This window comes from Parvibaculum sp. (assembly GCF_049672805.1).
In the GTDB taxonomy this organism is placed as follows: domain Bacteria; phylum Pseudomonadota; class Alphaproteobacteria; order Parvibaculales; family Parvibaculaceae; genus Parvibaculum.
Genome location: NZ_JBATWS010000106.1, coordinates 1 through 8,908, shown reverse-complemented (window position 1 = coordinate 8,908; position 8,908 = coordinate 1). Strand labels below are relative to the sequence as shown.

At 61.0% G+C, this 8,908-nt stretch carries 10 protein-coding genes; 1 reads left to right on the top strand and 9 read right to left on the bottom strand.

Annotation, left to right across the window (positions count from 1 at the left end):
• The 7 genes from WBF74_RS03450 to WBF74_RS03420 form a co-directional block, all read right to left on the bottom strand.
• The coding region (locus WBF74_RS03450; protein WP_424435208.1) for a 3-deoxy-D-manno-octulosonic acid transferase at window positions 1–420 on the bottom strand (420 nt) is incomplete at its 3' end.
• A 34-nt stretch (window positions 421–454) separates the two neighbouring features.
• Complete coding sequence (locus WBF74_RS03445) at window positions 455–1,192, bottom strand: lysophospholipid acyltransferase family protein (RefSeq protein WP_424435205.1); 738 nt, start codon at window positions 1,190–1,192, stop codon at window positions 455–457.
• Window positions 1,189–3,075: an ABC transporter ATP-binding protein gene (locus WBF74_RS03440; RefSeq protein ID WP_424435202.1), complete on the bottom strand. Its 1,887-nt coding sequence runs from the start codon at window positions 3,073–3,075 to the stop codon at window positions 1,189–1,191. The genes WBF74_RS03445 and WBF74_RS03440 overlap by 4 nt, the downstream gene beginning before the upstream one ends.
• Before the next feature lie 134 nt (window positions 3,076–3,209).
• Window positions 3,210–3,737, bottom strand: a complete 528-nt coding sequence (locus tag WBF74_RS03435; protein WP_424435199.1) for a TspO/MBR family protein — start codon at window positions 3,735–3,737, stop codon at window positions 3,210–3,212.
• Window positions 3,738–3,836: 99 nt separating this feature from the next.
• Window positions 3,837–4,652: a 3'(2'),5'-bisphosphate nucleotidase CysQ gene (locus WBF74_RS03430; RefSeq protein WP_424435196.1), complete on the bottom strand. Its 816-nt coding sequence runs from the start codon at window positions 4,650–4,652 to the stop codon at window positions 3,837–3,839.
• Complete coding sequence (locus tag WBF74_RS03425) at window positions 4,639–5,991, bottom strand: TldD/PmbA family protein (protein ID WP_424435193.1); 1,353 nt, start codon at window positions 5,989–5,991, stop codon at window positions 4,639–4,641. Before WBF74_RS03425 ends, WBF74_RS03430 begins: the two co-directional genes overlap by 14 nt.
• Before the next feature lie 33 nt (window positions 5,992–6,024).
• Window positions 6,025–6,429: an MAPEG family protein gene (locus WBF74_RS03420; protein WP_424435190.1), complete on the bottom strand. Its 405-nt coding sequence runs from the start codon at window positions 6,427–6,429 to the stop codon at window positions 6,025–6,027.
• Window positions 6,430–6,543: 114 nt separating this feature from the next.
• Between WBF74_RS03420 and WBF74_RS03415 the strand changes: the two genes are divergently transcribed.
• Window positions 6,544–7,059, top strand: a complete 516-nt coding sequence (locus WBF74_RS03415; protein ID WP_424435187.1) for a macro domain-containing protein — start codon at window positions 6,544–6,546, stop codon at window positions 7,057–7,059.
• Window positions 7,060–7,097: 38 nt separating this feature from the next.
• Here the strand turns inward: WBF74_RS03415 and arfB are convergent, their stop codons facing one another.
• Window positions 7,098–7,520, bottom strand: coding sequence for an alternative ribosome rescue aminoacyl-tRNA hydrolase ArfB (gene arfB, locus WBF74_RS03410; protein WP_424435184.1), 423 nt, complete (start codon window positions 7,518–7,520; stop codon window positions 7,098–7,100).
• A gap of 3 nt (window positions 7,521–7,523) precedes the next feature.
• Window positions 7,524–8,908: UbiD family decarboxylase (locus WBF74_RS03405; protein ID WP_424435181.1), on the bottom strand; the 1,385-nt coding region annotated here is incomplete at its 5' end.

The window sequence follows — 8,908 nt, the reverse complement described above, 5'->3', positions numbered from 1 at the left end:
AAAGATCAGGTTTGGCCAGAACTCGGATTCAATCCATACGGCAAGATCGGGCGACCAGTGATCGAGAAAGCGCCCGCAATAGGTTGGATGATCAAGCGGCACATATTGATGGATAGCGCGCTCGGGCAGCCGGTCCGCCATCAGCTTTGCCGAGGTGACGGTGCCGGTTGTCACGAGAACATGAAGATCAGGCCCTGCTGCCAGAAGTTGATCGACCAGCGGCAGCACGGAGAGGGATTCTCCCACACTTGCCGCATGAAGCCAGACGAGCTTTCCCTTCGGGCGCGGTCGGGCTGCAATGCCAAGCCTTTCGTCGCGCCGTGCCGGGTCTTCCTTGCCGCGCGCAGTGCGCCGGTCAAGCAGAAGCGGCACAACAGGCGCGAGGCAGCGTGTCAGGCTTCTGTAGATGGCGAGGCCCATGGAGAGCTTTCCATTCATGGCAGCGCGACGGGGCTCAATGGGCAGGCGCTCCCCGATCCTTTGCCGGAGAGGCGCGCCCCACAATTTCTTCCGCCTCGGCGGCAACGGCGTTCAGCCCGTCTTCGACACGCTTTCGCGCTTCCTCGATTTCTTCCGGTGTTGCATCGCGCGGCACATAGATCGGCTCGCCCCAGACAAGCGCTCCTTTGGAGAAGGGCAGGTTGATGGTGAAGCTGTCCCAGTTATTGAGCCGGATGCGCGCGCGCGTTGTGGCCGCAACAGGTATGATGGGGCAACCGGAGAGCCGAGCCAGCATGACAATGCCTTCGCCTGCAAGTCGCGCGGGGCCGGGCGGCAGGTCGGCAGTCAGGCCGATGGAAATATTTTCGCCAAGTGCGCGCACCATGGCGCGTAGAGCGCCAGCGCCCCCCTTGCCCTTCTGCTTGTGGGCGCGTTCCTCGCCCTTCGGCACGCCGGCCCCGCGGATCGTACCGACACCCAGAAACTCCATCACCTTGGCAACGATCTCGCCATCACCATGACGCGAGACGAGAATGCGCATCTCACGCCAGTTGTGCCAGAAGGTCGGCAGGATCATGTTCTGACCATGCCATGTGGCAGCAACGAAGGGCTTGTCCTCGCTCCAGAAGCGTGCGGCAATATCTCCGCGTCGTATTTCGAAACGGCCTGTGCGGCGCACCAGTTTGATGAACAGGGCGATGAGCCAGGCGATGATTTTCGTAAATCTCTCGCTCTTCAGGATCTTTTTCACAGGGCTTCAGTCTCCGCGCGCTCTTCCGCGTGGATGACAGGCGCTGCCGCCTTGTCATCTGCAGGTTCCGCGATGAACTGGGAGCGGGAAAGCTCTGCATAAAGCCCGCCCATCGCGACGAGATCATCATGCGTTCCCTGTTCGACCACGCGGCCTTCATCAATTACGCAAATCAGGTTGGCATGTCTGATGGTGGAAAGACGGTGCGCAATGACAAGCGTTGTCCGTCCCTGCATCAGCCGGGAAAGCGCCGTCTGCACCTGAATTTCGGAAGCCGTGTCGAGGGCGGATGTCGCCTCGTCCAGCAGCAATATGGCGGCATTCTTCAGCATGGCGCGCGCAATGGCGATGCGCTGGCGCTGGCCGCCGGAAAGCTTGAACCCTGCCTCGCCCACACGCGTGTCATAGCCGTCGGGCAAGGCAATGATGAAATCATGCGCGGCGGCATTGCGCGCCGCTTCCTCGATTTCCTCATCGGTCGCATCGGGCGTGCCATAGGCAATATTTGCGCGGATGGTGTCGTCGAAAAGGAAAGGCTCTTGCGTCACAAGGGAGCTCGCGGCACGCAGCGAGGAAAGCGTCACGTGACGCACATCCTGCCCGTCAATCAGTACGCGACCCTCTGTCGGGTCGTAAAAGCGCGGCACAAGATTGAGGATCGTGCTTTTCCCGGCGCCGGACGGGCCGACAAGCGCAACCGTATGGCCTTGCGGCACATCAATGGTGATGCCGGCGAGCGCGGGCGTATTGTCATCATAGTGAAAATGCACATTCTCGAAGCGGATCGATCCGCCGCGCACTTCCAGCGGCTTCGCATCGGCAGGCGCCGTGATGGATGGTTCGATATCGAGAATGGGAAAGACGCGCGCCGCCGCTGCCGCACCGTCATGCATCATCGTCTGCGTATTGGCGAGCTTCTTCAGCGGCTCATAGGCAAGCAGCATGGCGGAGAGAAAGCCCGCCAGATCACCAATGGTGAGGAACCCGGTCTGGACGCTTCGCCCGCCGAAATAGATGACGGCAGCAATGCCGATACCGGAAAGGACACCGGTGACGGGGCTTGCAAGATTGCGGCTGTTGATCGCCTTCAGCGCATGGTGGCGCACACGATCAATCGTCTGGCTGGTGCGCGTGATTTCTGTCGCTTCCTGATCATAGGCCTTGACGACGCGTATGCCTTTCAGCGCTTCGGAAATGGTCGCGGTGAGGTCGCCTGACCCTTCCAGATTGCGCTTTGTCGCCTTGCGGGTGCGCTTGCCCAGCACACGCACGAGAAGTCCGACAAAGGGGATGATCGTGCTGCCGATCAGCGCAAGCTTCCAGTTGAGCCAGAACATCGCGCCCACAAGCGCAATCACGGTGAGAAGGTTCTGACCGAGATCGATCACCGTCACGGTGATGCTGTCGCGCATCCGGTTCGCGTCATAAAGAAAGCCGGAAAGAAAGCGCCCCGAATGGGTGCGTGATACCCATGCCAGATCCGCATGCATGATGCGCGTGAACATGCGCTTCTGAATGGCGGCGACAATGTACTGGCCGATCTTCGCGATATTGGCGCGGGAGATATAGGTGCCGATGGCCTGCACCGTGGTGGCGGCAATGGCGGCAAGCGAAACAAGCAGCAGCATCCACGCGTCGGTGCCGACAATATTATCGAGCGCATGTTTGATGAGCAGCGGCACGACGCCCGTGGAGGCGGCCACGATGGCGCTCGCAACCAGCGCGACGACAGCCAGCCGCCAATGCGGCTTCAGATAGTCGCGCGCCATGCGCTTGACGACTTGGCCCAGGCTGATCTCGCGGACAGGCGCAGGAGTGCCGGAATCGGCAGCGGTGCCCTGTCCGGTTTTGGGCGGGGTGCTATCGCTTGTTGGTTTCGGCATTCTGGCCTGTTTCTGACGGGCGCCTAGTCTCCGCGCCCGGATATCCGGTTGCCGCGGACAATATCACAGCCCGCGCCGCGCCACCATAAAGCCCGAAAATGGTAAATACTTCCCGGGACTGTCTTTTTTCGCCCCTAGCGGTTCAGCACGGCCACGCCAATGGTCAGATAGGTCGCAAAAAGAGACCAGAGCAGATAGGGCACGAGCAGCAGGGCCGCAAGGCGGTTGAAGCGGGCAAAGGCGATGATCGTCGCCGCCACGGCCACATCCAGCACGACCACGTCGATCACGCCGAGAACGGGGCTCTTCAGGCCGAAAAAGAGGATGCTCCACGCAAGATTGAGCGAGAGCTGCGCGCCAAAAATGGCAAGCGGATAGCCGGAGCGGTCGAAGCTTCCGGTCGTCTTCCAGACGAGCCAGGCGGCAATCGCCATCATGAAATAGAGAAAGTTCCAGACCAGCGGGAAGACCCAGGGGGCCGGAATGAAGGGCGGCTTTTCGAGCGTCGGATACCAGTCATTGACGCTGGTTGCCGTCACCGCGCCACCCGCAGCGGCAACGAGAAACACGACAGCGATGAAAACGAAGAGATAAAGCAGGGAAGCAAGAGCGCCGGGGCTTTCAGCAGTCTCTCCGGACGCTTTGGCGGGTTCAGTGTTCATGCTGACCTTTTTGTTTGTTCTTGGTTCCGGTCTGTCGGCAGGTATGCGGCCATAATCTTAGCAGCAAAAAAGCGGGCTTCGCAGCAAAAGAGCAGGATGCTAGCCGCTCGTTGCGGGCAGTTTGAGGGCACTCACACGGGCGGAAATCGCATTGTGAAGCACGGGGCCCGCCGCCAGCAGGCTTGGATGCCGCGTGGTGGGGCGGTTATAGGAAAAGAGGTTGCCGTCATGCGTTGTCATCCGGCCACCTGCTTCATGGAGAATGATGTCGGCCGCCGCAAGATCCCAGTCATTCTTCCCGTTGAGTGCCAGCGCCGCATCCGCCGCCCCGCAGGCAACAAGCGCGATGCGATAGGCAACGGAATTGCGCTCCAGAATTTCCATCTCCGGCCAGGGCTCCCGCCAGGCAGGGTGACGAAACATGGGCGGGTAGGCCGCCATCCGGCATCCTTCAATCGCCATCGCCCCGCTCACATGGATCGGCCTGCCGTTGAGAAAGGCGCCGCCACCCAGCCGCGCTTCGAAAAATTCATCTGTTGCCGGATTGAACAGCACGCCAAGCAGGGGGCGCCCCGCTTCCACCAGCGCCACGGAGATCACGAAATGCGGCCACCGCTTCGCAAAGGCGCGCGTGCCGTCAATCGGATCGACAACCCAAACACGCTCTCTTGTGAGGCGTGAATTGTCATCCTCCGTCTCTTCCGAGAGCCAGCCATAATCCGGGCGCGCGCTGCCGAGCCGCTGCAACAGCAGATCATTTACGGCAATATCGGCTTCCGTCACCGGCGTATTGTCATGTGCCTTTGACCATTGCTTGTGGTCGGTGCAGTAGAAGCGCATCGCAAGCGCGCCTGCCTCCCGCACTACCTCCTTGAGAAGCGCGAAATCACTGTCTCGCGTCTCAGGTGCCGGCAATGGTCATGCCCTCTACGCGAATGGTGGGTGCGTTGGTGCCATAGCGGAATTCAAGATCATCCGCGGGCGTCATATTGAGGAACATGTCCTTGAGGTTCCCCGCAACGGTGATCTCGCTGACGGGATAGGCAATCTCGCCATTCTCGATCCAGAAGCCCGAAGCCCCCCGGCTGTAATCACCCGTGACGCCGTTCACGCCCATGCCGATGAGTTCGGTGATGTAAAGCCCGCTGCGAATATCGGCGATCAGCTCCTTCACCGTCAGGCAGCCCGCTTCCATATAGAGATTGGTGGTGGAAGGTGAGGGCGGTCCGCCCGTGCCGCGCGCCGCATGGCCGGTGCTTTGAAGGCCAAGCTGCCGCGCTGTCGCCGTGTCGAGCAGCCATGTCGCCAGCACGCCATTTTCCACCAGCGTCATGCGTCTGTTGGCAACGCCTTCCCCGTCGAAAGGCTTGGAGCGCAAACCCCGCTTCATATGCGGATCATCAACGATGGAGATGCTTTCAGGAAAGATGCGCTGCCCCATAGCCTTCTTGAGAAAGCTCGTTCCCCGCGCAATGGCGCTGCCGGAAATGGCGCCCGCAAAATGGCCGATCAACCCGCCCGACACACGCGGATCGTAAACCACGGGCACAGCTTGTGAACTCACCTTGCGCGGGTTGAGCCGACGCACGGCCTTTTCGCCTGCGCGGCGGCCTATCTCGGCTGGTCTTTCGAGGTCAGCCTTGTGCCGCATGCTCGAATAATCATAGTCGCGCTCCATCGCCGTACCTTCACCTGCCAGAACGGAACAGGAAAAGGAACTCGATGTGCCGGCATAGGTTCCCGCAAAGCCCGCACTTGTAACGAGCGTGGCGGTGGAACGTCCCGTCCCCGCACTCGCGCCACCTGAATTGGTAACACCTTTGACAGCAAGGGCCGCTTCTTCTGCCTCTGCGGCAAGGGCCGCAAGCTCTTCTGCAGAGAGAGACGGCGTCTTGTCCTCAATGTCGAGGTCGGGCCAGTCCCGCGCGAGCAGCGCCTTGTCTGCAAGGCCGCACCACGGGTCTTCCGGTGCTGCGCGCGCCATGGCGACAGCACGTTCAATCATCGGCTGCAAGGCAGCTTCCGATGTGTCTGTGGAAGAAACCGTCGCCTGCTTCTTTCCGATAAAGACGCGGAGCCCGATATCGCGCCCTTCCGAGCGCTCCACATCTTCAAGCTTTCCGAGCCGCCAGGAAACGCTGAGAGACGCGCTCTCGGCGACAAGCACCTCCGCTGCTTCCGCACCTGCATGGCGCGCGCGTTCCACCAGCATGGAAGCGAGATCAAGAGCGGAAGACTTGTCAGAAAAACTCATGGGCAGAAACCGGACAAAATCAGGAAAGGACCGTCAGACAATGACGTACCAGAGGCAGGCAATGCCCGCGACCAGCAGTGCAATCCATGTGAGAAGCGTGCCGATCAGGCGTGGCGGCGATGACTCGCTCGTCCGCGACACGCCAATCGCATGGAGTATGCGGCCAATCGTCAGCGCCAAGCCCACAATATGCATCACATAGATCGAAGCGGCGAGCAGATGCAGCACGATCAGTCCGGCAAGCGTGATTGGCACATATTCCACATTCGTCACATGTGCGCGGTTCGCATTGTAAAGCTGTTCGTCATCGCCCGTGCCCGTCATCACCTTGGAGCGCACGCGATTGGCCGAGACGCGATAGGCAAGGAAAAGATTGATGAGAATATTGACCCCGACATAAACGCCAACAAGGCCGAGAGAAGTGGAATAAAATCCCATGGGGTCCTCCAGTGTCAGGGCGCATTAATATATGCAGAACAGGTGGCGTCTTGCGCCTCGCACCCTTGCGTGATTCGATCTTTTTCTGCGAAACGCTATCACGGGACGTTCGGCATGGCATCTGCGGCGATACTCACCGTAGAGACGGGCGACATTACGGATTTGGCGGTGACGGCCATCGTCAACGCCGCCAATGAGCGTCTGGCACCGGGTGGCGGCGTCTGCGGCGCGATCTTCCGCGCGGCAGGGTCGGGGCTTGAGGAAGAATGTCGCGCCATTGGCCGCTGCCCCACAGGCGAGGCGCGGCTCACCAGGGGCTACGGCCTTCCCGCTCGATGGATCATTCACGCTGTCGGCCCCGTCTGGCATGGCGGGGCGCAGGGCGAGGCAGATTTGCTCGCAAGCTGTTACCGGAACGCCCTCGCCATCGCGGCAGAACACCAGATGGAATCCATCGCCTTCCCTGCCATCTCAACCGGCATTTTCGGCTACCCGGCTGAGGAAGCGGCAAGGGTCGCCGTCGCCGCCTGCCGCGCGCATATGGCGGAGAATGAGTTTCCGAAAAAGATCATCCTCGTCGCCTTTGATGAACGACAGGCAGAGCCACCGAAACGCGCGCTCGCCGAATAAGCATCCTCATTGCGAGGAACCGTGAAGCGGTGACGGGATCAATCCTCAGAAGGCCGAACGCGGCGCAGCTTCTTCACTGTCCCGCGCTTTACCTTCTCTTCCACACGCTTCTGTTTTGCCGCGCGGCTTGGCCTCGTCGGCACACGGAATTTCGGCTGATGCGCCGCCTCGGTGATCATCTCGACGAGCCGGTCAATGGCGTCGCGCCTGTTTGCCTCCTGCGTGCGAAAGCGGTTCGCCGTGATGACGATGACGCCGTCTTTCGTGAGCTTCGTCCCTGCAATCCGCTCCAGCCGCGCGCGCACCCGCTCCGGCAGGGAAGGGGAGCGCCGCGCATCAAAGCGAAGCTGCGCCGCACTCGACACCTTGTTGACATTCTGCCCGCCCGGCCCGCCCGCGCGGATGAAAGTGATGGAGATTTCATCCTCATCAATGCTGAGCCTGTCAGTGACGGGGATCATCTATCACTTCCAGATCGGCTTGCCCGTGCCCGGTAGTCCGAGCTTCGACCATTTGCGCGTCACCGCATCGATGACTTCTTCATCCATGCGGATTTCCTTGCCCCATTCGCGCTTCGTTTCGGGCGGCCATTTGTTGGTCGCGTCGAGCGCGATCTTGCCACCAAGCCCGCTTTCGGGTGAGGCGAAGTCGAGATAATCGATCGGCGTGTTCTCGATCATCGTCACATCGCGCACCGGGTCCATGCGGGTGGAGATGGCCCACATCACATCCTTCCAGTCCCGCGCATCGATGTCGTCATCCACGATGATGAGCCATTTCGTGTACATGAACTGGCGCAGATAAGACCATGCCCCCATCATCACGCGCTTGGCGTGGCCCGGATAAGCCTTCTTCATCGAGATAACGGCAATGCGATAGGAGCAGCCTTCAGGAGGCAGCCAGAAATCCGTGATCTCCGGGAATTGCTGTTGCAGCAGCGGAATGAACACCTCGTTCAGCGCCTCGCCCAGCACGGAAGGCTCATCCGGCGGCCGCCCGGTAAAGGTCGAAAGATAAATCGGGTCGCGGCGCATGGTGATCGCGCTCACCGTGAAGACCGGGAACTTCTCGACAGAATTATAATAGCCCGTGTGGTCGCCATAGGGGCCTTCATCGGCATAGTCGTCGAGCGAGACATGCCCCTCGATCACGATTTCCGCCTGTGCGGGCACCTTGAGCGGCACCGTCGTGCAATCCACCAGTTCAACCTTCTGCCCGCGCAGCAGGCCCGCAAACTGATATTCGCTGAGCGTGTCGGGTACCGGCGTCACGGCAGCGAGGATGGTGCCTGGGTCCGCACCGATGACGACGGCAGCAGGAAGCGGCTCGGACTTCTCCTTCTTCCAGCGCGCATGATGCTGCGCGCCGCCGCGATGATGCAGCCAGCGCATGATGGTCTTGTCGCGGCCAAGAAGCTGCATCCGGTAGATGCCGAGGTTGAAGTCATCTTCCTTCGTGCCCTTCGGCCCGCGCGTCACCACAAGCGGCCAGGTGATGAGCGGTGCAGGCTCGCCCGGCCAGCAGGTCTGGATCGGCAGCGCCGTCAGATCGATGTCGGAGCCTTTCAGCACAACTTCCTGACAGGGTGCAGAGGACACCGTTTTCGGCTTCATCGCCATCACGGTTTTCAGAAGCGGCAGCATGGATACCGCCTCGCGGAAGCCGCCCGGCGGCTCCGGCTGGCGCAGAAAGGCGAGCGCCTCGCCCACCTCGCGCAGATCCTTCGCCCGTGTGCGCTCCACCGGCGCACCGCCCGCAAAGTTTGCCGTCACGCCCCGCGCGACGCGCTCCACCGTGCCGAACAGATTGACCAGCACAGGCATGGAGGCCGCGCTGCCATCCGGCATCA

Bases quoted from the DNA above. Each gene is read 5' to 3' on its own strand.
- WBF74_RS03435 (WP_424435199.1), bottom strand. From the start codon at position 3,737: ATGAACACTGAACCCGCCAAAGCGTCCGGAGAGACTGCTGAAAGCCCC.
- WBF74_RS03415 (WP_424435187.1), top strand. From the start codon at position 6,544: ATGGCATCTGCGGCGATACTCACCGTAGAGACGGGCGACATTACGGAT.
- WBF74_RS03425 (WP_424435193.1), bottom strand. From the start codon at position 5,991: ATGAGTTTTTCTGACAAGTCTTCCGCTCTTGATCTCGCTTCCATGCTG.
- WBF74_RS03440 (WP_424435202.1), bottom strand. From the start codon at position 3,075: ATGCCGAAACCAACAAGCGATAGCACCCCGCCCAAAACCGGACAGGGC.
- arfB (WP_424435184.1), bottom strand. From the start codon at position 7,520: ATGATCCCCGTCACTGACAGGCTCAGCATTGATGAGGATGAAATCTCC.
- WBF74_RS03420 (WP_424435190.1), bottom strand. From the start codon at position 6,429: ATGGGATTTTATTCCACTTCTCTCGGCCTTGTTGGCGTTTATGTCGGG.